Below are 23,039 nucleotides of genomic sequence, written 5' to 3'. Positions count from 1 at the left end.
CAGATGGATTTAGGCTCAGCTTTGAATTCAATCATGGAATATGATATCAAAAAGCACTGCCATATTAACACAAATGAAGATGGTGACCGTTTTGTAGGTATCAAAGCAGATTCAGATAATGCCATGGTCTATTTCCCTATTGGATATGAACTGCCGGAAACTGATGCCGAGATCAGAACGGATATTAAGCACTTAATACAAGTACTGTCTGAGTTTACAACAAAGGATGACCGTTTACTTGCTATCAATAAGTTTGCGGCACCGCAGACAGTTGATTTTCCAATCAACGCATACAAAAGTGTCATCGAATATTATTTTTCCATCGGTGGAACATATTATGTTGAGAAGGAACAGGTGTATATCACGGCTCCAACTGGAAAGCAAGACTGGGCAAGAACTGCAAGAAAGCAGATGCCACTTGTTCAGAGTAGAAACGGTGTGAGTTCTTTTGTATTTACACAGTTCGAGGTTCGCTCATCAACACCGAATGACACAAAGGAAATAACTCAGATTAATAGATTCTGTGTTTATGAGGCATTCAAGAGACTCGGATGGTTGTATGTTCCATATATGCCGGAAGAACCAGGACCACACCCAGATGTGAAAACTTCAATCAGAATTGTTCAGAGCAAACTTGCTGCTACAAATGATGATAAAAAGAAATCTTTATTCCGAGGTATGAAGGATATGCTTGAGTACATGGATGAGCAGACCTCTGATAAGCAGTTTTACTTTGGCACTGATGATTTTGACCATGTGTGGGAGAAACTAATTGATAGAGCCTTTGGAGAAAAAGACAAAGAGAAATATTTCCCTCGTTCAAGATGGTTGCTTGATTATGGCAAGTATAAAGAGAAGAGACCTTTGATGCCAGATACTATCATGATTTACAATGGCAAGTATTACATTCTCGATGCTAAGTGCTATAAGTATGGTTGGACAGGTATTCCAGATCATCTGCCTAACGGTTCATCAATCAATAAGCAGATTACATATGGTGAGTATCTGGAAAAATATAAAGGTGTAGATACTAACTCATTATTCAATGCCTTTATCATGCCATACAATATGGCAAAGAACCATTTCAAGCTTACATCAGTTGTTGGCAATATTGGAGAGGCAGTTGGTGACTGGAGATACAACAAGAAATACTATGAACGAATCCAAGGAATTGTTATGGATACAAGGTATCTGATGTATCATTATTCTGGTAAGCCGATAAAGGAAAAAGTTGCTCTTGCAGAATGTATAGAGGCAGTTTTGGGAAGAGATGAAATTACATCTACTGGAGAGGCGCCTATTCCTAAACCTGTATCTTATGTAGGTATTAAGTCTGTTGATTCTATGGTTGCAGAAGATAGTGGTTCCTACAATTTTGATTAAATATAAAAATAGCATAATATTATAAAACCTCTGTTTGCAGATGATTGCAGACAGAGGTTCTTTTCTTATAATCCTTCTTTTTCTCTTTTTCGTTTTCTGTAACGGTCTTGAGTGACTCTGTTGCAGCACTCCTGACTGCAGAAACGATTTCTTGTTGAAGTGGTCTTTACAAGGAAGTAGCGACCACATCTAGGATTGTCACAAGGACGATACAATTCGAGGTCTGGTTTCAAATAGAATATAGAGAAGTAAGCTGCACAAAGAAGTGAATCTACTTTCCATGATGGGGTCATTGTTTCCGAATTATAAACAGGATGGATACCATCAAGGTTAGCATTAATCTCTTCTCCGATTATGTATTTTGCAATTTCAATCAGTGCTGTTTTCATTTCATCAGAGAACTCCCCGGAACTATTTCCATTCATTTCATAAAGAAAATGGAAGAGGAAGTCGGAGATTTTCTTGGTCATATCTCGTTTTTCATAATTAACAAACATCGAAGTGATATTTTGATAGAATCCATTCTGATATCCCGGAACAGAAGCATATCCCCCAATAATATTATTGTAATCCTGGATGTTAAGAGCATAAGAACCGTATATGCAATCGGTGATGCTATAGGTGTCTCCTTCAAATGCTTCTTGTTGTCTGCTGTAAGATAACTGAACAGGTGGGTTTATAAGTGTATCTACATATTTATGATGGCAGCTGGAGTAGGCATTTTTCATAGAGTCGGTTTTTATTGTAAGATCCTCAGAGAACAATAAAGAAATCGTTAGGTCACAAATTTTCTTGTAATTCTTTCTGATCTCGTTGGCAGCAGTCATTAGCTCTACGGTCATTTTTAATCGGTTGATTATTCCGTATAAAGACATCTCATCAAATACTTCATAGGTATCTGCACAAACTGGAAATAGGAAACCATTGTCTCTCATAAATGATACGAGTTCCTTGGTGGGTTTATTTGCAAGAGACATCAGAGTGCCGAGAATGTTTTTTTCTTTGATTGTCCCGTTGGGTGCAATACGAACCAAGCCATCTTTAGCTGCGTAGCCAAAGAGAATAGGGTGTTCCGGCATTGCTTGTAGCTTGAATTTGCTGATAGGTTCTGCTCCCGGAGCAATGTGTTCTATATCTTCAACGCAGTCGCAACTACAACTTTCGAACTTAAATAAAATATTTTCAAAAAAATTTTCTTTGATTTGGGGCATTTTTGGCTCCTTTCTGTGGTCGGAAAGTCATGGCATATGTCATGGCTTTATTTTTTTTGCCTGAAAATAGTAATGGCAAAGTATATGGAATGTACTAATTATACTCTTTAATAACTCAAAATACAACTAAATATCCATTACTAAAATATAAAAGTTATGTGAAAACTTGCTATCTTCAATTACTTTTTGCCGTTGATTATACTTATTACAGAGTTGAAAGATAACTCAGATGTGATCCAAGTTAACGAAATCAAGAATCGTTATATAAGGTGAGAACATCACTCAGTAATTATTATCACAAGGCCTGATTAGCTATAAGGGCATTGGGATACAAATATCGGCATCAATCACAGGACAACCTGTGAAAGGTGCGATAGAGGTACCCTTATTTCCTTATGCACTTTTTCAGGCAATTCATTGGTCGGTACTTCTATAAGCACCGGCCCAATTTGTTTCCTATGCCCTTCTGCAAGAACCAGGCAGAAAGGCAGGAACTTTATGAAAATCAAGATTCGTTACGAGAACGAGTATCAGACACTTGAGGTCGAAAACATGGAATTGGAGAAATGGTTAAATATCTCCATTTCAGAAGAAGAAAGTCAGGAAGACTACGAAAAGAGAATCCAAGATGCAATCGAAGAGAGATTTAACAGACCCGATTACAACAGTTGGCACAAGCATGACCGTCATATTGGCAACGCTTATATGAAGAGCAAGGACGGTACAGTTGAGGTCAACACAGAAGAAGCAATTATGTACAGAGCAGCTGATAAGTCAGCATTTAACAGTTCTATTGACGGAGTACATAACCAGCTTGAATACGAAGAATGCTGTGAAACTTTGAGAAGTCTTCTTAAACCTGCAGTAGCAGATATGGTCATTGCCATTGTACTTGACGGATACACCGTTGGCGAGTATGCAGCCTCAATCGGTGAGAATGCCAACAATGTCAGTCATCGTTACAGACGTGCAATCAAAAAATTAAAAAAGTTTTTTCAAAAGCGTCCTTTTAACCCTTCTCCCAAGGCTACCAGGTAGGAGGGTAACATCTCCGAGAAATTAATTTAAGGAGGTAATTCGTATGGAATTACAAGTATTTAACAGCACAGAGTTTGGTTCTGTAAGAACAGCAACTGTAAACGGTGAGGTTATGTTTGTTGCAAAGGATATAGCAACAATTCTTGGATACAGCAATCCGAGAGATGCTATTAACAAGCACGTTGATGATGAAGACAAGGGGGTAGCAAAATGCGACACCCTTGGTGGAACGCAGAATTTAGTCATGATCAATGAGTCAGGTCTTTACAGTCTTATCCTTTCAAGCAAAATGCCTAATGCGAAGAAGTTCAAACATTGGGTAACGGCAGAGGTTCTTCCGGCTATCCGTAAGCATGGAATGTATGCCATCGATGAGATTTTGGAAAATCCTGATCTTGCGATTGCAGCACTTACACAGCTTAAAGAAGAGCGTGAGAGAAGAAAACAGCTTGAATGTCAGACGCTTATTCAGCGTCAGCAGATTGCAGAGATGCAGCCAAAGGCAAGCTACTATGACCTTATTTTACAGAACAAGAACACAGTTCCTATTACACAGATTGCAAAGGACTACGGTATGAGCGGCCGCAAGTTCAATGAACTTCTTCATGAACTTGGAGTTCAGTACAAGTTCAGAAAGACATGGCTTTTATATCAGCAGTATGCAGAATGCGGATACACACAATCACGTACCTATGCAATTGATGAGAGCAGAAGTGTGATGCATACCTATTGGACACAGAAGGGCAGACTTTTTCTTTATGACCTTCTGAAGAACGAAGGCATCTTACCAGTCATTGAACAGGAGGATTAAAAGATATGGGCATTGATAAGTTTAATCATGAGGGTTATTCCGACCCGACTACATATGAGGCTCTTACCAATATCCATCGTGAAGAAGTGGCAGCTGATAAAAAGGCTGCCTATCTTCCTTTGGTGTATGTGTGCAGTCCGTATGCAGGTGATGTTAAAACCAATGTAAAAAATGCAAAAAGATACAGCAGATTCGCTGTTGATGAAAATGCTATCCCAGTAACACCTCATCTTTTATATCCGCAGTTCATGGACGACGGTAATGAGGTGGAAAGAGAGATGGCTATGCATTTCAATTATGTACTTCTTGGCAAATGCACAGAGGTCTGGGTATTCGGTGGTGTGATAAGCCGAGGCATGACTCGTGAGATTGGTGTTGCCAAGAAAAGAAGAATGAAGATCAGATGGTTTACCCAAGATTTGAAGGAGGTCGGAGAATATGATTAATTTTACTGTTTATTCAGCAGACTGTGTCGGCAACAGCGGTAACTGTCTGTATCCTAACAAGATGATTGTTTCCGACAAGGAATCCTTTATTAAAGCAACGAAGATGGATCATGTAACTGCAAAGTACAAGGGAAATTATCGAAGTAAGAGCCATCAATAAGACCCTTGGTGGACGAGAACAGTTCTTGGTACAGCTACAACACAATATTGAAGATGTACTGAATGGGAACTCCACAGCAACTCTTGAGTACATCGACCAAAGGATGGCAGAACTTCAGGAAAAGCTTGTAATGTGCGTGAACAAGAATGCCGAGTACGATGTTATTGCAAATGAGATTGATGCTTTAAGGGAAAAGAAGGTAGCAGTTGTAACCAAAGATACCGAGCAGGAAATGTTAAAAAAGCGAATCGAAGAGATGCGACAGTTCCTGCAGACACAATCAAGCCGAGTGACTGAATACGATGAACAGATGGTGAGAAGACTTATTGAGAAGATCACAGTCTTTGATAACAAGCTTATCTTTGAATTTAAGTCTGGAATGACGCTTGAGCTAAAGAGATAATCGTAGAAATAACAAGATACGGACACCTTGCAGCGATGCAGGGTGTTTTTGTCGTTCATAGAAAATTTACAAAGTGTAACTGTGCCAGGATTGAAAATATCAACCATTTGGTTTATAATATAATAAGTTGAGGTGCGTTTTTTACATGGAGGATTAAGATGAAGACATCCGATATGATTAAAGAATTATGTAATAAAAAGAATGTAAGCCTTTCAGAACTTGCAAGACGGATAGGTCAGACTCCACAGAACTTTGGCAAGAAACTGAAACGAGATACTGTTACCCTTGAGGAATTAAAACAGATAGCTGATGTTATGGGAGTGACCTTTGAGCAATCCTTTATCTTCCCAGACGGAGAGCGGATAAAAACGAGTAACGAATAGGTGGTGAGAAATATGGATACAGTGGATTTAATAATTAAATCATCAACAGAATTTTATAACGATTTGAAGTCTGATGAAAATGGTCGATATCGTTCATGGGAACACTGCTATTCACATTTTATGAATGCACGAGGTAGAAATGATGTCGATTATGATTATTTAAGTCTGCAGCTGGCATTCTATTTAGCAAGTTGGGGAATGTACCGTGGCTCATCATTTTTATTGCAAAAGGATTATAGAGTACATATTCCAGTAGTGAAAGAACTGTTAAGCGAAAAATATGATGCCTTGGCTGGAATTGACTGTATCGGTTTCAAAGACGAAAGCAACCAAAAGTTACTGCATGATATAAATTTATTTTTGGAGCAGTATTACGATAAAATCAGACACGAAGTAAAAGAGCAAGAACTTAAGAACCAGTTATCTTTTACTCTCATCACAAAAATACTTATGGGAACGCTTGGTTGTGTTCCGGCATATGATAGATATTTTATTGCAGGAATAAAGAATCAGAAGGTGGCAACTGGAAATTACAACATTAGATCTATAATGCAACTTGTCAATTTTTATGAAAAAAATGCTGACCGACTCGAACCCGTCAGAGAAAAGATGGAAGTTGAAGGTATGCCATATCCGCAAATGAAAATGATTGATATGGGATTTTGGCAGGTTGGTTTTGACTTGGATACAAGCAAAGGAATAAATACTGCACACTAGGAGAAATGGATGGATAAATTTTCAGAGAAGAGTCTTCTTTCACTTGGAGATTATTATGTGTATGGACTCATAGATCCACGCACAAAGCAAATCTTCTATATTGGAAAAGGCACGAAAAACAGAGTATTTGAGCATGAAAAAGAAAGCCCGGTCAGTCCAGATAGTGAGAAGTTGAAGCTGAAGACCATCGCAGATATCAAGGATGCCGGACTTGAAGTTGAAAAGATTATTATAAATTCAAACTTAACTGAAGAAGAGGCATTTGCTGCAGAGGCATCACTGATCAATGCATTCAACTATGTTAGTGATGCGGGACTGACAAACATTGTTGCTGGGCATCATTCGGCAGAGGCTTTATCGGTTGATGAGTATGAAAGAATAAACGGTGCCATTGAACTTGAAGAAAAAGACATTAGGCACAGAATCCTTGTTATCAAAATAAACAGACTCTACAAGAGAGGTATGGATGAGAAAGTATTATATGATGCTGTTCGTGGTGTGTGGAGAGCATCAAAGGAAAAGGTTAAAACAGTTGAGTATGTTTTCGGTGTTTACAATTCTTTGATTGTGGCCGTGTATAAGCCGTCAGAATGGTTTGTATGTAAAGAGGCAAAGGACAGACTTCCAAGACAGGATATTGTTCTGACACCGAAAACTGAAAATAGATTATTCTTCGTGGATGTAAGATATGAACAGGGGCTTCCACTTGATGAGAATGAATCATTCTACATTGGAAAGTCGATAGCCGGACTGAAGTTAAATCAGTCGGCACAGAATCCGATTACATATTTGTATCCACTGGAGAAAGATAAAATTCATAATTTAATGAAATTGACAAATCGGAATTTGCAGGACGGAGAAACTTATGGAAGAATTGATACAAAGATGTTCATGGGCAACTACCGACTTATATAAAGAGTATCATGATAATGAATGGGGGAAGCCCGTTCATGATGAGAATAAACTATTTGAGATGTTAATACTTGAAGGTATGCAGGCAGGACTATCGTGGCTGACAATACTAAACAAAAGAGAGGCATTTAGAATTGCTTTTGATAACTTTGACTGTAAAAAAGTAGCGCTGTATGATGATGCAAAAATAGAAGAGCTAATGCAAAATAGCAGCATTGTTCGTAATCGGTTAAAAATCAAATCAGCAATAACAAATGCTCAACAGTTTATTAAAATCCAAGAATCGTATGGCAGTTTTGATTCGTTTATATGGTCTTATGTTGATGGTAAGCCAATTCTCAATCAGTTCCAAACTGAAACTGATATACCCGCAAGGACTGCACTCTCAGATCAAATTAGTAAAGACTTAAAAGAGCTTGGCTTTAAGTTTGTTGGTAGTACAATTATATATGCCTATATGCAGGCAATAGGAATTGTCAATGACCATGTAAAAGGTTGCCATTTGTATGCCAACAAATAGCATTTCACGTTCGATTGATAGAACAGCAGCTCAACAGGCTTGTTAAAGACTTTCTGCATCACAATTTCCAGTTTTTAGAACTCGAGAGATCGGTATTTATAAAGGAGAATATTGATGAAACTATTTTTATGTTCGCACTTTTCAAGTGTGGGAAGTCTGATAAAGGAAGAAATTGAAAATAAGAAAGTCGCATTTATTCCAACAGCTTCACTGCGTGAAGGCTACACCAGTTATGTCGGCTCGGCTCGAAAATTATTCAAAAAGTTGGGAGCAATCGTAACTGAAATTGATATTTCAACGGAGGCTTATTCAACGATACAGTCTGTTTTTGAAGAAGCAGATGTGATATATTTTACCGGCGGAAATTCTTTCTTTCTTATGGACCAGCTCCGTAAAACGGGAACTGATGGGCTACTGAAAAAGGAATTGGCAAATGGAAAATTGATGATCGGCGAGTCGGCAGGCGCAATTATATGCGCTCCAAGCATCCAATATATCGAGCAAATGGATGAAAAGCCGGAGGACTACTCACAAGAAGATGATGCAGGGCTTGATTTGATTGATTTCTATGTTCTTCCGCATTATCTTACAGCACCATTTAAGAAAGTTACCGAGAAAATAATGACTGAGTTTTCGGATTTGAATCTATGCCCTATTAACAACCATCAGGGAATTGTAATTGATGGTGAAGGTTCAAAGGTTATTTGCAAAGACTAATTTGAAAATTCCTGTTTTTGAAACTGGAAAATCGGAAGATGAGGAGATAGACTATTGAGAACATATGAGAATAAAGACGAGCTTAAAAACGAGATAAATAAAAGCTTTGCAAAATATATTTCAGAATTTAATGATATTCCGGAGCATTTAAAAGATAAGAGAATTGATGAGATCGATCGAACTCCGGCAGAAAATCTTGCTTATCAGGTTGGCTGGACAACTCTTGTTATTAAATGGGAATCAGACGAAAGAAAGGGTATTCCTGTTAAAACTCCTTCGGATAATTTTAAGTGGAATCAGCTTGGCGAATTATATCAATGGTTCACAGATACATATGCTCAGCTGTCACTGCAAGAATTGAAAGACAGATTGAATGAGAATATCAACTCTATTTATGCAATGATTGATTCTCTGAGTGAGGAAGAATTATTTAAACCACATATGAGAAAATGGGCTGACGAAGCAACTAAAACAGCTGTCTGGGAAGTATACAAATTCATACATGTTAATACAGTTGCTCCGTTCGGAACCTTTAGAACCAAGATTAGAAAATGGAAAAAGATTGCACTATAACTTCCAGTTTGTAGAGATGACATGAAAAATGAAGCTTAAGGAACAGAGCTTTACCCTGTTTGCCTATACAAATTATAGGGCAATTCAAGGTTATCACAGGCTCGAAACCCTAGATTTTAAGGGAAAAGGTGCGTTCCACCATTCCCTTGTACAGTAGGGGTTGAATAGGTTTTTTATAGAACAACCGAGCCATGTGGAGACGGTATGTCTTTTGTCCAAACTCAATGCGAAGCAACATATCGAGGTTGAGATTAAGATGGATGAGCTGGATCTGACTTCAGCGGAGAGTAAGGCTACTTATGATGAGATCAAGGCATACATACTGCAAAAATATGATTTGAAGGTTAGTAGCTTATATATTGCACAGGTAAAGCAGAAATGTGGTATAATAGAGCGTGAAAATTATAATAAAGCAAAGTCTGGGGATGCTAAGCAACCTCAGTGCCCATCAGAAAAGGAAGCGGCAATTAAAGAAGCATTAATATATTTCCAGATGCTCTAAGAAACATCGAAAAGGAGTGAAACTATTGGTTACAATTATTACTGGTACAACAAAAAAACCAACATCCAGCGAATTATTGAAAAAATTTTTTCATAGCCACAATGAACTTGATGGATATTTATATATCGGATATCCAATTATTGGTACAGTAGATGGTGCTTATCCCATTGATGGTCTTTGGATTTCTCCTGATAAAGGACTGGTTATTTTTAATCTTATCGAGGGAAAAAACACCGAGGGATATGAAGAAGCACAAGATGATTGTGCCAATAAAATAGAGGCAAAGCTTAAGGGATACCGGCAACTCGTTAATAAAAGAAAACTTTGCGTTGAGATCAATGTAATCACTTATGCTCCTGCCTTAATGCATAAATTAGAATATGAGGAAGATTATCCTCTGTGTATTAGTGACAATGATTTGCAGAAGCAAATTGAAACGTTAAAATGGGAAAATAGTGGGTACTATGAACAGTTAGTATCAGTGCTTCAGGCAATCTCTACAATTAGAAAAGGAAAAAAACGTCGAGAGGCAACTAAACCTGAATCAAGGGGATCAAAATTAAAAGTTTTAGAGGATTCTATAGCAAATTTAGATAATCAACAAAGCAGAGCGGTTATTGAAACGGTGGAAGGTGTGCAGAGAATTCGTGGGCTTGCTGGATCGGGAAAAACTGTGGTGTTGGCACTGAAAGCGGCATATTTGCATGCACAACATCCTGAATGGAGAATTGCTGTTACTTTCAATACCCGTTCATTGAAGGGTCAATTGAGACAATTAATTAATACGTTTTATATTGAGCAGACCAGTGATGAGCCAGATTGGGATAATATTCATATTATTCATGCGTGGGGTGCACCAGGTGGTGGAGAACGTAATGGTATGTATTATACCTTTTGTGGAATCAATAATATAGAATATTTTGATTATATGTCCGCTAGAAAACAATTTGGTTCTGCTGATCCATTTGGAGAGGCTTGTAATAAAGCACTTAAAGAAGCAACCAATACGAAGCCTTTGTATGATGTTGTTTTAGTAGATGAAGCTCAGGATTTTTCTCCGGCATTTTTAAGACTGTGTTATGAAATGTTACGGAATCCTAAACGGTTGGTTTATGCATATGATGAACTTCAGAATCTACGGTTACAGTCACTCCCTTCGCCTGAACAAATCTTTGGTGTTGATGATAATGGCGTACCAAAAGTAAAATTCAAACCATCTGAAGATGGACAACCGGAGCAGGATATTATATTGGAAAAGTGTTATAGAAATTCAAGACCTGCATTGGTTACAGCGCATGCATTAGGTTTCGGAATATATAGAAAATCTGATAGTGAGAAGGAATCCGGTCTTGTTCAAATGTTTGATCAAAGTGCTTTGTGGGAAGAGATTGGATATAATATAGCAGATGGCTCACTTGAAGATGGAAAGCATGTTGTGTTAGAGCGAACCAGCAAGAGTAGTCCAGAGTTTCTTGAGAAACATTCTGATATTGATGATTTAATTATATTTAAAAGTTTTAAAACTAAAGAAGAACAGGATCAATGGGTCGCAAATGAGATTCAAACTAATCTTGAGAAGGATGAATTGCGCCCGGATGATATAATTGTAATCAATCCAAATCCATTGACAACTAAAACAAATGTTGCAGCTATCCGATCGCTTTTATACCAAAAAGGCATACAGTCTCATACAGCTGGAGTCGATACAGCACCAGATGTATTCTTCGATGAAAATAATGATTCTGTAGCATTTACAGGAATCTACAGGGCAAAAGGAAACGAAGCGGCTATGGTTTATATTGTTAATGCACAGACTTGCTTTGAAGCGCTGTTTGATTTGGCAAAAATTCGCAATCAGTTGTTTACTGCTATCACTCGAAGCAAAGCATGGGTGAGAGTATTAGGTGTAGGTTCGCAAATGGATGGACTCATTGCTGAGTATCAAAACGTAAAAAAACATAAGTTCACTTTGGATTTTATTTACCCAACAAAGGCTCAGCGAGACCATATGAATATTGTTAATCGTGATATGAGCGAAGCTGAGAAAAATAAGATAAAAAAGAGCAAAGGGAATATTGTAAGCTTAATTGAAGAATTAGAAAGCGGAAACATTTATATTGAAGATTTGGGAGAAGATCAAGTGGAACGCCTTATGTCCCTTCTTAAAGGTAAGGGGGAGTAAATATTGGATCCAAAAAATATCCTAAAGCAAATCAGACAATTGACAGTTGATGTTATTGAAGCTGGCATCTGCGATGCACAGAATTTTCCTTCGCTAACACAGAGCCCAAGGGGAATTAGTGAAATAGGAATTAGTTCTGTTGATAATTCGATTTTTCTAAAAAATATTCCATATAACGAAATGTATTCTGAACTCTTAAAGAGAAAATATTACAATTTCAAAATGATAGATGGAGCTTTAATTAGTCTTTTATACAGATTTCAAAACAATGATATAATAGCACATAGACTGTCATTTTTTCCTGCCCCTAATTTAGAGGTGTTCCAAAATGAACCAGAGCTATATTTAGAGGATGAAATATATCTTGAATTCTTAGACAAAAGAATCGTTACTGTTCCATTAAGATTTGATTTTGATTCAGGTGAGGCATTTGTTCCAGTAGAACACCCTAAATCACATTTAACATTGGGTCAATACGAAAATTGTCGCATCCCTGTTTCCTCAGCTGTTTCTCCATATCAATTTATGGAGTTTATACTAAGAAATTTTTATCATACAGCACGAAATAAAAGTTGCTTGGATCTCACAAAGTATACAGATAAGTTTGAAAAAAGTATTGTTTCAGAGGAAGAAGCTTTGGTTCATGTTTGTACATCTTCATGATTAAATAGTTCCACAATAATATTACTCTGTCGGAGAAGCCAGCCCGAAAATTCCTTTGGGCTGGCTGTTTTCTTTTTCACGGCCTGTTTGCGCTGCAAGGCTTCTTTTTTGAAGGATTCAAAAGCGGCCAGCATTTCCTCCAGACGCTCAGAAGGAAAACCAGAAGTTTTCTTTGCCTTATTGATTTTGTTTCGCCAGTTCTGGCACTCATTTTTGTAAAGCAGATCATAATTGTTTTCTCTGGCTCGTTCATCAAACTCACGCTTGTTTTGGAGGGACTGTTTTTTGCGGCACTTATCACTGCACAGTTCATAGCGCTGGCTCTTGGCAAGGAATACTTTCCCGCAGATTTTGCATTTCCGGAAATAAAGCCCCCAATCGTTCAGGCGATTCAGATAATAGATCATCAGCGGATACAGGGATGAATAGGCAGCAACACACTCCATTTTCCGTTTGCTGTCCGGATACCAGAGGTCAAGCCGGGTATCTTCCTGCGGTACAAAACCATAAATATGCGTGGAAATATTCATCCGTTTTGGCTTCCCTGTATCCTCATCAAAGTCAAGGGGTGGATTTCCCATAAACAAGGCTGTGAAGCCGTTCATTTTCCCGATAAAACGCTCACAGGCAGACTCCCGATCTCGTGGTTCTCTTGCCTTCAAATATTCATTCCAGATACGAAGTGCCACATACATTCTCACCGGATCACCGGTGAGATATTTTTTTGCCAGAAAATCACCGGACACCTGTTCCAGTTCTGGTTGCTTCCATCGGTTAGAGTGAAGCGATTCTCCCAGGGGTATGAAACCGAGGCGATTCCATTCACCGTCCGGATCATGTTCAAAGGCTGAAGCGTATCTGCGAACAATGCGGCAAAGAGTTTTATCCGAACAACACAAGGCAGAGGTTTTGCAACACCGATTGCACGAAAGCCCATCAGCAAGCCGAAAAAGAAAAGAAACGCTATGCAGAAAAGGGCAACCACACCTTCCGTCAAAAGGTCTGCAAGATTTGCGGCAAGCCCTTCTGGCCGTCCAACGGTCAGGAGGTGCTGTGCTCCGAGGAATGCAAAACCATCAATCGTAACCAAAGACAGCTTGCCTATTATCACCGTAAGCAATCCGGGCATAAAGCCGGAGAAGCAATATAATTCAAGGAGGACGACACAATGGAAGAATTCATCACGGACGAACGGACAGGCTTGCGCTATGAGCTTGTCGGGGACTACTATCTAATCGCCGGAGAGGACGAGCCGGAGGGCAGACCCATCGGCATTTGGGGACAGCAAAACCTGCGATATATCCGAAAGCACAAGGTCAGCTTGGATGCCGAGCTGCTGACTACCGGCAAGCTGAACGATTACCTTGCAGACCTTAACGAGCAGTCAGAAGCATTGTTTTCTCGGCTGGTAAAGCAGCTTTCCGAAAAAGAGGGCGTAACGGAAGCCCTCAAAGAGGAAAATCAAATGCTGTGGGTGCATAGGATGAACAACATCCGCAGTGCTGCTATGGAAATCGTTGCAAACGATTTGATTTACTGTTAGGAGGACGGCTATGAAGGTCAAGCTGGACGATTATGAGGTGCGAGTGCTGATAAACGGCTTAATACAGCAGCACAGGAGCTATGACGCAGAAACCAACGGTCAGATTGACTCCCTTGCCCTTCGCTTGTGTGACATTGCGGAAGTAATGAAGCCGGGGCGAAAGAAGAAAATCCCCTTTGAGCCGGTAGAAATCAGAGTAATTTGTCAGTGCCTTATAGAGTGGCGAAACCGAGAGATACAGGCAGAAAGACACAGTGCCGTGGATGCCTTAAACGAATTGCTGATACGGTTTACCCGCTAAAGAGAAAAGTCGCTGTCACAGACGGCGGCTTTTCCTTTTCGGGTAGTATTCAAGAAGTCATAAAGTTCCGTGAGTAATGGAAGAAGGCAATGCTCTGAGAAAAAGATGAGAGCAATATTCTGAAAACTACTTGAGATTTTTGGGAAAATCTGCTAAAATACTTCTGTATATCTATGGGGTGGGGGAATTCATATCCTTTTGCCTTAGAAATTATGGAAGGAGGACTTGACTATGGCAAACGGAAATGCGACAATTATTGTCGGCTCGGCTCGGCTCGGCTCGGCTCGGCTCGGCTCGGCAGGAGCATAGTGCCGTTTTTTCAGCGTGTCAAGTCTTATTTCATACAATTTATAACGAACCAATTGCCGGAGACAGGGCGCATTATGCCTTGGCTTCGGCTTTTTGCGTTTGCCGGAAGGATGGTGGTTTGATATTGAAGTCCTAACCACGACCGGCAAATCAATCTTTTCCGGTTAAACCTTCTATCTTCTCCGGCGTGTCCGCTGTCGGAGGAAGTAAATAGCGGATAGAATTATTTGGGAGGAATGAAAATGAAGAAGAGACTTTTAAGCCTTCTGCTTGCGTTGTGCCTTGTGATGGCGCTTGTCCCGATGACGGCGTTTGCAGAAGAAAACGAGCAAAACAATAAAACCACGATCACCACTGTTGATGAGCTTTTGCAATTTGCAAAAGCGGTAGATAATGGTGAATATGATGACAAGGCAGATGCTGTTGTATCGCTTGATGCAGATTTGGATTTAACAGGTATTGCGTGGACACCAATTGGTAGCGTATTTGCTGCTGATGGAACTCTGCTGCATTACTTCAGCGGCAAATTTTATGGAAACGGGCATACGATTTCTAATTTGGATTTTTCCGAAAACTATGGAAAGACAGAGTATCCGTCTTTCGGATTTTTCAGTGAGGTTTACGGCGCTGAAATTTCCGGCTTGACAATTCAAGGCAAGCTGGATGTGTCCAATTCGGGGTATGTCTATTTTGGAACGGTAGCGGGTGTTGCAGCAGACAGCAAAATTTCTGACTGCGTTTCAGATGTGTCGTTCACGGATACAGATAAATATATTAACGGTACTGTGGCTTTGTGCGGATATGCGATAAATAGCACAATTGAATACTGCCAAAACAAGGGTAATTTTTCAATAACGAAGGATGTCAGCTCTTTTCAGATGGGCGGTATCGTAGGTTTTGCTCAAAGCAGTACCGTACAGTATTGTGCTAATACAGGCGATATGACCTCTTGGGCACCCTGTACCGGCGGAATTGTTGGGCAGTTGTATCAAGCCTCAAAGATTATCAATTGTTATTCCATAGGGAAAATGGTTCCCCTTGGCAAAGGAACTACAGATTTCGGCGGCATTGCAGGGATAGTTGGTGCAGATACAGAAATCAGACATTGTTATTTCGCCGGTGAAATGGATTTATCTCAATATACTGCCACTACACCTTATAAGCGTTTGGGTGGTATTGCAGGCGGTGTTTCTTCTGATACACCTGTTTTTGAAAACAATTATTTCGTGAAAACTGAAAATGTCCCGGCTTGCTTTAAGTACCAGGATGCTGGAACAGAAAAGACCCTTGACTTTATGAAAACGGAAGATTTCTTTAATGAAATCACTGCTGCTGGTGGCAATTATCGATTTAATTCTAATGGAACGCCCCTTTTGCCTGCACCTAAGTATACAGTTTCTTTTGTCGTAACACCTGCTGAATTGGCGAATGTAGTCATTAAAGTGAATGGTCAGGAAGTAGCAAACCCTGTTGATTTGGAAGCGGGTACTTATACTGTCGAAGTCAGCGCAGATAATGGCGAGGTTTTCAATCTCAATATTACGATTACGGCTGATACAGCAACTCATACACAGACCATTGCAATGACTTATTTACCTGCCGACTACACTAAGGTTGACGCAGCCATTGCCAAGGCAAATGCACTGAACAAGGACAACTACAAGGACTTCTCTGCTGTAGAAGCTGCTGTCAAGGCTGTTGTCCGTGACAAGAACATCACTGAACAGAGCGAAGTGGATGCAATGGCGAAGGCTATTGAAGATGCCATTGCTGCCCTGCAATACAAGGATGCAGATTACACAAAGGTAGATGCAGCTATTGCCAAAGCAAATGCACTGAACAAGGAAAACTACAAGGACTTCACCGGCGTGGAAGCCGCTGTGAATGCTGTGACCCGTGGCAAGAACCTTACGGAGCAGAGCGAAGTGGATGTAATGGCGAAGGCTATTGAAGATGCCATTGCTGCCCTGCAATACAAGGATGCAGATTACACAAAGGTTGATGCAGCCATTGCCAAAGCAAATGCACTAAACAAGAATGACTACAAGGATTTCTCCGGTGTGGAAGCTGCTGTCAAGGCTGTTGTCCGTGGTAAAAATATTACGGAGCAATCCGAAGTAGACAAGATGGCAAAGACTATCGAAGATGCGATTGCTGCTCTTGAGAAAAAACCTGCCAGTACCAAATCGGGAACATCCGATAAGAGTCCGCAGACCGGCGATACAAGCAACCTTGCACTGTGGATTGCCCTGTTGTTCATCAGCGGCGGTGCAGCCATTGGCACAACGGTTGTAAGCAGGAAGAAAAAGTACAACAGATAATTGAATAGCGTTCCCTTGCTCCATCTTCCGAGCAAGACAAAAGCGTCGTAGTAATACGGCGCTTTTTTGTTACCCGAAAGCGACAAACAGCGGCGTTTGAATGACGGACGGTAAGGATACCGCCGCCAAAACAAAGCCGCTCATATCGAAAGAAAACGCCCAAAATCACCCCGAAACCATACAGCGGGGTCAGGTTTTGGGCGTTCCTGCGTTTCGGGAGCAAATCGGCAATAGGCAGCGTAAAGGAGGTGGACGCTATGCCCCGTATGCCGAAATACCTCAAGAGAGAAGGACCACACGGTTTCGGGAATGCTTTTGTATGCCAAGACTGATGAAGAGATATATCCGAATAATGTGTATCAGATGAGTGGAAACCAGATTACTGTCAGGACTCTGGATTTGAATTTACCATTTGATGAAATAGCAGGACAGCTAAATACAATAGCAAAAACGCATTTCGATTTATAAAGGAGGCCTCCTATTTGAAAAAGAAAAAAGACGAAATAACCATCCGTTCCAGTGCAGCAGAATACTTAACCTATGTTGCCTCTGTCGGCGATCAGCAGGACAGTATTGAGATGCGCTATGAGGATGAGAATATATGGCTGACACAGAAGATGATGGCAACATTGTACGATGTCGGCACTAACACTATAAATTATCATATTAAGAAAATCTTTGAGGACAGTGAGTTACAAGAGGATTCAGTTATTCGAAAATTTCGAATAACTGCCGCCGACGGAAAAAGCTACAGCACAAATCACTATTCCTTAGAGATGATCATTGCAGTAGGATTTAAGGTAAATTCTGAGCGTGCGGTGCAGTTCCGTAAATGGGTCAATCAAATTGCAAAGGACTATACCATCAAAGGCTGGGTTATGGATGACGAGCGTCTCAAACGCGGAACTTATCTGACAGAAAAGTATTTTGATGGGAGGATTTAATGACCTTGCAACACTTCTGCCGGATATAGCAGCCGAGTGGTCGGACAGAAATTATCCGTTACTTCCAACTCAGGTTACGGTCTTTGCCAATCGTAAGGCTTGGTGGAAGTGTAAGGATTGTGGCAGAGAGTGGAACACTCTTATTTCTACCCGTTGCAAGTTATGGGATGCAGGAGAAAAGGGACTTACATTATCTGCTTTTGAATGGGAGAAGGATAGAAAAACACTGATATATGGGCAGGTAGACTATATGTATGGAGAAGCACTTTATAAGCCTGAAATGAAAGAAGGTGTAACAGCTTTGCTGATTTCAGTGGAAAGCCGAGTTCTGATAATGATATTCAATTGATGGTTTATTCCATACGGGAATAAATCTTCATCAAATCTTTATTTTTTTCTGTTAGGTTATATTTCAGTAAGAAATGAAATATAGAAGGAAGGATAGTAAAGATGGAAATGATGTTACAGACACAAAATCTATGTAAATATTTTAGAAAACAGAAAGCGGTAAATAATGTTTCACTTAATATCGAAAAGGGACAGATTTATGGACTGCTTGGACCGAATGGCGCTGGTAAATCTACCACATTGAAAATGCTGACCGGTATGATGAAACCAACTGCAGGAAAGATTTACTTTGATGGAAAACTTTTGGATAGGAAAGATTTATCAAAAATAGGAGCGTTAATTGAAAATCCGCCTATTTATGAAAATCTTTCCGCCAGAGAGAATTTGAAGGTAAGACAATTATTGCTTGGTACAGATGAAAACAGAATTGATGAGGTCTTGCAGATTGTATCACTTACAAACACCGGAAAGAAGAAAGCAGGACAGTTTTCTTTGGGGATGAAGCAAAGACTAGGCATTGCAATGGCATTGCTTGGAGAACCGGAACTTTTGATATTGGATGAACCTACGAATGGATTAGATCCAATAGGCATCGAGGAATTACGAGAGCTGATCCGGTCTTTTCCGGAACAGGGAATCACTGTAATTCTCTCCAGTCATATTCTCTCAGAGGTACAGTTACTTGCAGATAAAGTCGGAATTATTTCAGGTGGAATCTTAGGATACGAAGGAGCATTAAAGCAGGGAGATAATCTTGAAGATTTGTTTATGAATGTGGTAAGAAAAAACCAGAAAGCAGGTGAAATCCATGGTTAATATTATAAAAGCAGAACATCAAAAAGCCAAAAGAACCATGCGAAAAAAGTTTATCTGGGGATTTCCTCTTCTTACATTTGTCATGGCATTTATATTTACTCTTGGGATGACAAATGCTTATGCAGAAAGTGTTTGGAACTGGTGGTATACACTTTTGCTGCCGGGGATGATTGCTCTATTTTGTTATCTTTCTGTGGCGCAGGAGAAAAAGATAAAATACTATCATTTAATGACTATTCCCACAGACAGAAGAAAATTGTTGCTGGGGAAAATTATTTATATTGGGTACATGATTTTGTTTTCTAATGTGATTGTGTTTGCAGGAGCAACGCTTGGAGGCTTTCTTCTAACGACACATGTTCCAGTTGGAGGAGCGTTGATTGCAGTATTGTTTCTGACGGTTTCTGAGTTATGGGAGATTCCGGTAGCTTTATTTTTAAGTGAACGATTTGGAATGATTGTAAACCTGTTCGTCTGCCTATTTATTACCGTCAGCGGTGTGGTAATATCACAAACCAGAATCTGGTATGTACTTGTTTCTGCAATCCCTATGCGAATGATGTGCCCGTTGCTTCATGTTTTACCAAATGGACTTGCCGCAGAAGCAGGGAATCCTCTTTTGGATACGGGAGTCATTGTTCCGGGAATGTGTCTCTCAATCATCTGGTTTGTTTTTGTAACGGTTCTGTTTTTGAAATGGTTTGAGAGAAGAGAGGTGAAATAAGATGATTGGAAGATCTCTTAATGCAGACTTGCGAAAGATGAAAGGAACATCTGTGATTCTGGCACACTTACTGATTCCGATTATAACCAGCGTTATATTTTTAATATATTACTTTTTTTCACCATGGAATGAAAATATGAAAGTGATTGCATTTTATCAGGCAATAGGAGCAGGACTTCCGGTACTTATTGGAATTTTTACAGCAAGTGTGATGGAACAGGAACAAAATGCAGGTGATTTTCAAAATCTGTTGTCTTTACCGGATAAACCTGCAGCATTTTTATCGAAACTGTTGATGCTACTGGTTTTGTGTCTGTGCTCTATCCTATTGACAGCAATCATATTCGGAATTGGATTTGGAAGAATCGCATCAAGCGATATCGAAATCATGAAAGGATGTATATTTGCAGCATTGCTGCTGTGGGGAAGCAGTGTTCCACTTTATCTGTGGCAGCTGATTCTGGCTTTTCAGTTTGGAAAAGGGGTATCCATTGGAGCAGGGATTATATCAGGACTAATTAGTGCATTGATGCTTACCGGACTTGGAGATTATGTGTGGAAATATGTATTTGTCTGCTGGACGGGTAGAGTACCATATACTTATCTGCAATCTGTATTGGGAGAAACTAGTGTAGGTGAATGGTTGTCATTCATACCAGGTTGCTTAATATTTACAGGGATTAGTATGGTATACTATTTTTGGTGGGTAAACCACTGGGAAGGAAACAGAATATCGGAATAGAATCGAGGGAAACTATGGCAAAAATACTGGCAGTTGATGATGAACCGGCAATTTTGGAAATGATAGAAAGCATTTTGAATAAGGAAGGACATCTGGTTACCAAAGTAAGTAATCCACTAAAAATTAATATGGAAGAATTACATCGTTATGACCTGATTTTACTGGACATTATGATGCCTGGAATTGATGGCTTCGAATTATGCAAAAGAATCAGGACGCTTGTGGATTGTCCGATTTTGTTTCTTACGGCAAAAACGGAGGAAAACAGTCTGGTAAACGGACTTTCTTTAGGAGCAGATGATTATATTTCAAAGCCATTTGGAGTGATGGAACTTCGGGCAAGGATTAATGCACATCTTAGAAGAGAGCACAGGGAACATTCTGTCCGGATGGTTTTGGGGAGGGCCTGTATTCAAATATCTCAAAATAAACTATTGGTTGATGATAAGGAACTTCCTCTTACGAAAGCGGAGTACGAAATTTGTGAATTCCTGGCTAAAAACAGGGGACAGGTTTTCTCGAAAGAACAGATTTTAGAAGAGGTCTTTGGTTTTGACAGTGAGAGTAATGACAGTACCATTATCACGCATATCAAAAATATAAGAGCAAAATTTGCGGATTATGATTATACACCGATAAAAACAGTCTGGGGGATTGGATATAAATGGGAAGAGTAAAGAGAAGCAATGCACTCAGCTGGATTTTTATGAGATATGTACTGGTCATGCTTGGATCATTAGTAGGTTTGGTGATTGTTGCTTGGCTGCTGCTGTACCTTTTGATTAGTGTGGGCTGTATCTATCCGGCGAATTATGCAGAGCAAAAGATTAATGAAGCATATGATACGATTTTACGTGCGGATAAAGTAACTGCTGAGATGATTCCTGCACTTTGTGATTATGTAATCTTTTCAGAAAATGGAGAGAAAATAGGTGGAGATCTGTCAGAACAATACGAACAGATAGCATGGAATGTTGCAAAGTACGGAAACGCATCCGGGAAATATTTTTATAAAGTAATTGTAAGGGAAAATGAATATGTTGTATTGCAATATCGCCTGACACCTCAATATCATTCAGCTTTTTTGAGGGAGCATTTTATAGGACCACAGAATGTGATGAGTATTATGTCAGTGATTGGAGCGGTAGCGATTATCATCATTCCGTCCATACGTTTTGGAAAAAGAATCAAAAAGCAGATGCAGCCTGTATTAGACGCAATCAGACAAATAAAGGATCAAAATCTGGAATATGAGACATCCTGTTCCGGTATCAAAGAGTTTGATGACTGTTTATCGGCAATCGATGATATGCGAGATGCATTGCGAGAATCTTTAGAAAAGCAGTGGAAAACAGAGCAGGAAAAGAAACAACAGATGTCTGCTTTGGCGCATGATATTAAAACACCTCTTACGATTGTACGGGGAAATGCAGAACTACTTTCAGAGACTGAACTGACCACAGAACAGAAGAATAATATCACTTATGTTTTGAACGGCACAACACAGATACAAAGTTATGTAAAACAGTTGATAGATGTCACAAAATCATGGAATTGCAGTGATGTTACCTATACAGCGGTGAGGTTAGAAGATTTTTTCGCAGATATAAAGGAACAGGCACTCGGACTGGTAGAAATCTATCACCAGAAAATAGATTGGAAGGCGGGACAAAGTGATAAAAAAGTAACAATTGCTTATGATCCAATGTTTCGAGCCGTAATGAATGTGATTCAGAATGCAGTGGAGCATACAAAAGAAAATGGAATCATTTATATTGATGCAAAGGAGCAGGATGACCGGCTGACATTCATTGTGGAGGATAGCGGATCAGGATTTACAAAAGAAGCATTATTGCATGGCACAGAGCAGTTTTTTATGGATGACACAAGTAGAAATGGCGAAGCCCATTATGGGATGGGGCTATTTTTTGCAAAAACTGTGGCTGAAAAATATGGTGGAGGTATTAAACTTTCAAATTCTGAAAATACAGGTGGGGCGAGGGTAGAAATATTTTTCCTGAGTAGTCAAGAAACAAGCTAAATAGACCGCAATTAAGCTATGTAAAAGAAATTTTACATGCTTTTATCTAATATGTAAAAGCCTTTTGATAGACATTACTACTACGTTTGCTGTAATCTCATGGAAGAAGGAGGCATGACTTCTATGGTAAGTAACGATTCATAGCTGCTGGAAAAAGCAGTTGACTATATATTTTTCACCTTCCCTTCCTTTTTTAGGGGCAGGAGGACAAACCTGCCTCTCGTTTTAAGTGGATTGCTGCAAGCATGATTCTTTGATATAATCAATGCAACAGTTTTACAAATCGGAATTTGTGGAGAGATTTCCTGAACTTTCCTTATTTTTCAAGG

At 39.6% G+C, this 23,039-nt stretch carries 25 protein-coding genes and 3 pseudogenes; 26 read left to right on the top strand and 2 right to left on the bottom strand.

Translation table 11 applies throughout. The features are described 5' to 3' along the window. Positions 1 to 3: 3 nt before the first annotated feature. On the top strand, positions 4 to 1,383 hold the full coding sequence (locus DXD11_RS10385; RefSeq protein ID WP_118758355.1) for an LlaJI family restriction endonuclease: 1,380 nt from the start codon (positions 4 to 6) through the stop codon (positions 1,381 to 1,383). 65 nt (positions 1,384 to 1,448) lie between these two features. On the opposite strand, the gene DXD11_RS10380 is transcribed toward DXD11_RS10385, so the two are convergent. Then, a complete protein-coding gene (locus tag DXD11_RS10380; protein ID WP_118758354.1) occupies positions 1,449 to 2,594 on the bottom strand; it encodes a CGNR zinc finger domain-containing protein in 1,146 nt (381 codons plus the stop codon). Positions 2,595 to 3,092: 498 nt separating this feature from the next. On the opposite strand from DXD11_RS10380, the gene DXD11_RS10375 reads away from it, so the two are divergent. From DXD11_RS10375 to DXD11_RS10315, 14 genes are all read left to right on the top strand, one after another. Continuing rightward, positions 3,093 to 3,632, top strand: coding sequence for a hypothetical protein (locus tag DXD11_RS10375; protein WP_118758353.1), 540 nt, complete (start codon positions 3,093 to 3,095; stop codon positions 3,630 to 3,632). 43 nt (positions 3,633 to 3,675) lie between these two features. Then, a complete protein-coding gene (locus DXD11_RS10370; RefSeq protein WP_118758352.1) occupies positions 3,676 to 4,443 on the top strand; it encodes a phage antirepressor in 768 nt (255 codons plus the stop codon). A 5-nt stretch (positions 4,444 to 4,448) separates the two neighbouring features. Then, positions 4,449 to 4,889: a DUF7768 domain-containing protein gene (locus DXD11_RS10365; protein ID WP_118758351.1), complete on the top strand. Its 441-nt coding sequence runs from the start codon at positions 4,449 to 4,451 to the stop codon at positions 4,887 to 4,889. Continuing rightward, a complete protein-coding gene (locus DXD11_RS14235; RefSeq protein WP_158579438.1) occupies positions 4,882 to 5,049 on the top strand; it encodes a hypothetical protein in 168 nt (55 codons plus the stop codon). The genes DXD11_RS10365 and DXD11_RS14235 overlap by 8 nt, the downstream gene beginning before the upstream one ends. Positions 5,050 to 5,074: 25 nt before the next feature. Beyond that, entirely contained in the window at positions 5,075 to 5,452 is a 378-nt protein-coding gene (locus DXD11_RS10360; protein WP_118758350.1) for a hypothetical protein, read from the top strand. Positions 5,453 to 5,610: 158 nt separating this feature from the next. Beyond that, positions 5,611 to 5,835 (top strand): helix-turn-helix domain-containing protein, encoded by a 225-nt coding sequence (locus tag DXD11_RS10355; RefSeq protein WP_118758349.1) that lies wholly within the window; start codon positions 5,611 to 5,613, stop codon positions 5,833 to 5,835. A 12-nt stretch (positions 5,836 to 5,847) separates the two neighbouring features. Continuing rightward, positions 5,848 to 6,552, top strand: coding sequence for a hypothetical protein (locus DXD11_RS10350; protein WP_118758348.1), 705 nt, complete (start codon positions 5,848 to 5,850; stop codon positions 6,550 to 6,552). Between the two features lie 9 nt (positions 6,553 to 6,561). Then, positions 6,562 to 7,467 (top strand): LEM-3-like GIY-YIG domain-containing protein, encoded by a 906-nt coding sequence (locus tag DXD11_RS14330; protein ID WP_243105853.1) that lies wholly within the window; start codon positions 6,562 to 6,564, stop codon positions 7,465 to 7,467. Further along, the gene (locus tag DXD11_RS10340) at positions 7,418 to 7,984 is read left to right on the top strand and encodes a DNA-3-methyladenine glycosylase I (protein ID WP_118758347.1); all 567 of its coding nucleotides are present in this window, start codon (positions 7,418 to 7,420) and stop codon (positions 7,982 to 7,984) included. Before DXD11_RS14330 ends, DXD11_RS10340 begins: the two co-directional genes overlap by 50 nt. Before the next feature lie 114 nt (positions 7,985 to 8,098). Beyond that, entirely contained in the window at positions 8,099 to 8,701 is a 603-nt protein-coding gene (locus DXD11_RS10335) for a Type 1 glutamine amidotransferase-like domain-containing protein (protein WP_118758346.1), read from the top strand. A 54-nt stretch (positions 8,702 to 8,755) separates the two neighbouring features. Beyond that, the gene (locus tag DXD11_RS10330; RefSeq protein WP_002304342.1) at positions 8,756 to 9,274 is read left to right on the top strand and encodes a ClbS/DfsB family four-helix bundle protein; all 519 of its coding nucleotides are present in this window, start codon (positions 8,756 to 8,758) and stop codon (positions 9,272 to 9,274) included. A 256-nt stretch (positions 9,275 to 9,530) separates the two neighbouring features. Continuing rightward, the gene (locus tag DXD11_RS10325) at positions 9,531 to 9,776 is read left to right on the top strand and encodes a 23S rRNA methyltransferase (RefSeq protein WP_330426634.1); all 246 of its coding nucleotides are present in this window, start codon (positions 9,531 to 9,533) and stop codon (positions 9,774 to 9,776) included. A 25-nt stretch (positions 9,777 to 9,801) separates the two neighbouring features. After that, on the top strand, positions 9,802 to 11,958 hold the full coding sequence (locus DXD11_RS10320) for a DEAD/DEAH box helicase (RefSeq protein WP_118758344.1): 2,157 nt from the start codon (positions 9,802 to 9,804) through the stop codon (positions 11,956 to 11,958). A 3-nt stretch (positions 11,959 to 11,961) separates the two neighbouring features. Beyond that, entirely contained in the window at positions 11,962 to 12,621 is a 660-nt protein-coding gene (locus DXD11_RS10315; RefSeq protein WP_118758343.1) for a DUF2290 domain-containing protein, read from the top strand. Here the strand turns inward: DXD11_RS10315 and DXD11_RS10310 are convergent. Further along, positions 12,600 to 13,505 (bottom strand): annotated as a pseudogene (locus DXD11_RS10310) (hypothetical protein); the annotation flags it as partial. The gene DXD11_RS10315 and the pseudogene DXD11_RS10310 overlap by 22 nt on opposite strands. A 284-nt stretch (positions 13,506 to 13,789) precedes the next feature. On the opposite strand from DXD11_RS10310, the gene DXD11_RS10305 reads away from it, so the two are divergent. From DXD11_RS10305 to DXD11_RS10250, 11 genes and pseudogenes are all read left to right on the top strand, one after another. Further along, a complete protein-coding gene (locus DXD11_RS10305) occupies positions 13,790 to 14,164 on the top strand; it encodes a TnpV protein (protein WP_118758342.1) in 375 nt (124 codons plus the stop codon). A 10-nt stretch (positions 14,165 to 14,174) separates the two neighbouring features. Next, positions 14,175 to 14,465 carry a hypothetical protein gene (locus DXD11_RS10300; protein ID WP_118758341.1) on the top strand — a complete coding sequence of 97 codons (291 nt, stop codon included), beginning with the start codon at positions 14,175 to 14,177 and terminating at the stop codon, positions 14,463 to 14,465. Positions 14,466 to 15,016: 551 nt separating this feature from the next. Then, positions 15,017 to 17,095, top strand: a complete 2,079-nt coding sequence (locus DXD11_RS14565) for a hypothetical protein (protein WP_243105852.1) — start codon at positions 15,017 to 15,019, stop codon at positions 17,093 to 17,095. Between the two features lie 285 nt (positions 17,096 to 17,380). Further along, a pseudogene (locus tag DXD11_RS14880) lies at positions 17,381 to 17,563 on the top strand (5-methylcytosine-specific restriction endonuclease system specificity protein McrC); the annotation flags it as partial. Between the two features lie 14 nt (positions 17,564 to 17,577). Beyond that, positions 17,578 to 18,036 (top strand): annotated as a pseudogene (locus tag DXD11_RS10285) (virulence RhuM family protein); the annotation flags it as partial. After that, complete coding sequence (locus DXD11_RS14555) at positions 18,026 to 18,388, top strand: zinc-ribbon domain-containing protein (protein ID WP_243105851.1); 363 nt, start codon at positions 18,026 to 18,028, stop codon at positions 18,386 to 18,388. The pseudogene DXD11_RS10285 and the gene DXD11_RS14555, both read left to right, overlap by 11 nt. 101 nt (positions 18,389 to 18,489) lie before the next feature. Further along, complete coding sequence (locus DXD11_RS10270; protein ID WP_005609481.1) at positions 18,490 to 19,203, top strand: lantibiotic protection ABC transporter ATP-binding protein; 714 nt, start codon at positions 18,490 to 18,492, stop codon at positions 19,201 to 19,203. Then, positions 19,196 to 19,927: a lantibiotic immunity ABC transporter MutE/EpiE family permease subunit gene (locus tag DXD11_RS10265; protein WP_004853398.1), complete on the top strand. Its 732-nt coding sequence runs from the start codon at positions 19,196 to 19,198 to the stop codon at positions 19,925 to 19,927. The genes DXD11_RS10270 and DXD11_RS10265 overlap by 8 nt, the downstream gene beginning before the upstream one ends. Before the next feature lies 1 nt (position 19,928). Then, positions 19,929 to 20,669, top strand: coding sequence for a lantibiotic immunity ABC transporter MutG family permease subunit (locus DXD11_RS10260; RefSeq protein ID WP_005330844.1), 741 nt, complete (start codon positions 19,929 to 19,931; stop codon positions 20,667 to 20,669). A 14-nt stretch (positions 20,670 to 20,683) separates the two neighbouring features. Further along, positions 20,684 to 21,346: a response regulator transcription factor gene (locus tag DXD11_RS10255; protein WP_118758340.1), complete on the top strand. Its 663-nt coding sequence runs from the start codon at positions 20,684 to 20,686 to the stop codon at positions 21,344 to 21,346. Continuing rightward, entirely contained in the window at positions 21,334 to 22,710 is a 1,377-nt protein-coding gene (locus DXD11_RS10250) for a sensor histidine kinase (RefSeq protein WP_118758339.1), read from the top strand. The genes DXD11_RS10255 and DXD11_RS10250 overlap by 13 nt, the downstream gene beginning before the upstream one ends. Positions 22,711 to 23,039: the final 329 nt, after the last annotated feature.

The organism is Coprococcus sp. TF11-13 (assembly GCF_003481085.1).
Classification (GTDB): Bacteria; Bacillota; Clostridia; order Lachnospirales; family Lachnospiraceae; genus Coprococcus; species Coprococcus aceti.
Note: the sequence above shows the minus strand (reverse complement) of the source record. Positions and strands in the feature narration are given on the sequence as shown.

Excerpts from the sequence above, each read along its gene's own strand:
- DXD11_RS10385 (WP_118758355.1), top strand. The coding sequence starts at position 4 with ATGGATTTAGGCTCAGCTTTGAATTCAATCATGGAATATGATATCAAA.
- DXD11_RS10380 (WP_118758354.1), bottom strand. The coding sequence starts at position 2,594 with ATGCCCCAAATCAAAGAAAATTTTTTTGAAAATATTTTATTTAAGTTC.
- DXD11_RS10375 (WP_118758353.1), top strand. The coding sequence starts at position 3,093 with ATGAAAATCAAGATTCGTTACGAGAACGAGTATCAGACACTTGAGGTC.
- DXD11_RS10370 (WP_118758352.1), top strand. The coding sequence starts at position 3,676 with ATGGAATTACAAGTATTTAACAGCACAGAGTTTGGTTCTGTAAGAACA.
- DXD11_RS10365 (WP_118758351.1), top strand. The coding sequence starts at position 4,449 with ATGGGCATTGATAAGTTTAATCATGAGGGTTATTCCGACCCGACTACA.
- DXD11_RS14235 (WP_158579438.1), top strand. The coding sequence starts at position 4,882 with ATGATTAATTTTACTGTTTATTCAGCAGACTGTGTCGGCAACAGCGGT.
- DXD11_RS10355 (WP_118758349.1), top strand. The coding sequence starts at position 5,611 with ATGAAGACATCCGATATGATTAAAGAATTATGTAATAAAAAGAATGTA.
- DXD11_RS10350 (WP_118758348.1), top strand. The coding sequence starts at position 5,848 with ATGGATACAGTGGATTTAATAATTAAATCATCAACAGAATTTTATAAC.
- DXD11_RS14330 (WP_243105853.1), top strand. The coding sequence starts at position 6,562 with ATGGATAAATTTTCAGAGAAGAGTCTTCTTTCACTTGGAGATTATTAT.
- DXD11_RS10340 (WP_118758347.1), top strand. The coding sequence starts at position 7,418 with ATGGAAGAATTGATACAAAGATGTTCATGGGCAACTACCGACTTATAT.
- DXD11_RS10335 (WP_118758346.1), top strand. The coding sequence starts at position 8,099 with ATGAAACTATTTTTATGTTCGCACTTTTCAAGTGTGGGAAGTCTGATA.
- DXD11_RS10325 (WP_330426634.1), top strand. The coding sequence starts at position 9,531 with ATGGATGAGCTGGATCTGACTTCAGCGGAGAGTAAGGCTACTTATGAT.
- DXD11_RS10305 (WP_118758342.1), top strand. The coding sequence starts at position 13,790 with ATGGAAGAATTCATCACGGACGAACGGACAGGCTTGCGCTATGAGCTT.
- DXD11_RS10300 (WP_118758341.1), top strand. The coding sequence starts at position 14,175 with ATGAAGGTCAAGCTGGACGATTATGAGGTGCGAGTGCTGATAAACGGC.
- DXD11_RS14565 (WP_243105852.1), top strand. The coding sequence starts at position 15,017 with ATGAAGAAGAGACTTTTAAGCCTTCTGCTTGCGTTGTGCCTTGTGATG.
- DXD11_RS14555 (WP_243105851.1), top strand. The coding sequence starts at position 18,026 with ATGGGAGGATTTAATGACCTTGCAACACTTCTGCCGGATATAGCAGCC.
- DXD11_RS10270 (WP_005609481.1), top strand. The coding sequence starts at position 18,490 with ATGGAAATGATGTTACAGACACAAAATCTATGTAAATATTTTAGAAAA.
- DXD11_RS10265 (WP_004853398.1), top strand. The coding sequence starts at position 19,196 with ATGGTTAATATTATAAAAGCAGAACATCAAAAAGCCAAAAGAACCATG.
- DXD11_RS10260 (WP_005330844.1), top strand. The coding sequence starts at position 19,929 with ATGATTGGAAGATCTCTTAATGCAGACTTGCGAAAGATGAAAGGAACA.
- DXD11_RS10255 (WP_118758340.1), top strand. The coding sequence starts at position 20,684 with ATGGCAAAAATACTGGCAGTTGATGATGAACCGGCAATTTTGGAAATG.
- DXD11_RS10250 (WP_118758339.1), top strand. The coding sequence starts at position 21,334 with ATGGGAAGAGTAAAGAGAAGCAATGCACTCAGCTGGATTTTTATGAGA.